Below are 917 nucleotides of genomic sequence, written 5' to 3' on the forward strand. Positions count from 1 at the left end.
CTAGCTTAACCATCAAGATCAACTTAAAAACATCAATAACCTATAATCAACCTAAAACCACAAACTAAACCATTATATTATCCTAGTATGGGAGACAGAAAAGATAAAATACTAAGCAATAGAGAAAGTACCGCAAGGGAACGCTGAAAGAGAAATGAAATAACCCGTAAAAGCAATAAAAAGCAAAGATTAAACCTTGTACCTTTTGCATCATGATTTAGCCAACACCACTAAGCAAAGAGACCTTTAGTTTAAAGCCCCGAATCCAGGTGAGCTACCCCGAGACAGCCTATTTAACTTAGGGCCAACCCGTCTCTGTGGCAATAGAGTGGGAAGAGCTCCGGGTAGAAGTGACAGACCTATCGAACCTGGCAATAGCTGGTTGTCTGGGAGATGAATAAAAGTTCAGCTTCGTACACCCCAAATTAAAAAATTAAATTTAATTTAACACAAAATTAAGAGAAAAATACGAAAGTTAGTTAAAGAGGGTACAGCCCCTTTAACAAAGGATACAACCTTTTCAGGAGAATAAAGATCATAATTTACAAAACACGTTGTCGTAGTGGGCCTGGAAGCAGCCACCTAAAAAGAAAGCGTTAAAGCTCAGGTGAGAAGAAATTCATAATTCTGACAATAATATCTTACTTCCCTAAAAATACCAGACTAATCCATACAAATATGGAAGAAATTATGCTAAAATGAGTAACAAGAAGAACCTGTACTTCTCCAAGCACAAGTGTAAGCCAAGTTGGACAAACCATTGGCAATTAACGAGCCCAAACAAAGAGGGCAATGTGAGTTAAAAACTGAGAAAAATCCACAACAGACATCGTTACCCCCACACTGGAGTGCATATAAGGAAAGACTAAAAGAAAGGGAAGGAACTCGGCAAACACAAGCCTCGCCTGTTTACCAAA

1 rRNA gene is annotated in these 917 nt (G+C 38.3%); it reads left to right on the forward strand.

The features are described from left to right. Positions 1 to 180: 180 nt before the first annotated feature. Positions 181 to 917 (forward strand): 23S ribosomal RNA (locus tag IEY34_RS38285); the annotation flags it as partial.

It is taken from the genome of Paenibacillus marchantiophytorum, from assembly GCF_014640555.1.
GTDB lineage: Bacteria > Bacillota > Bacilli > Paenibacillales > NBRC-103111 > Paenibacillus_E > Paenibacillus_E marchantiophytorum.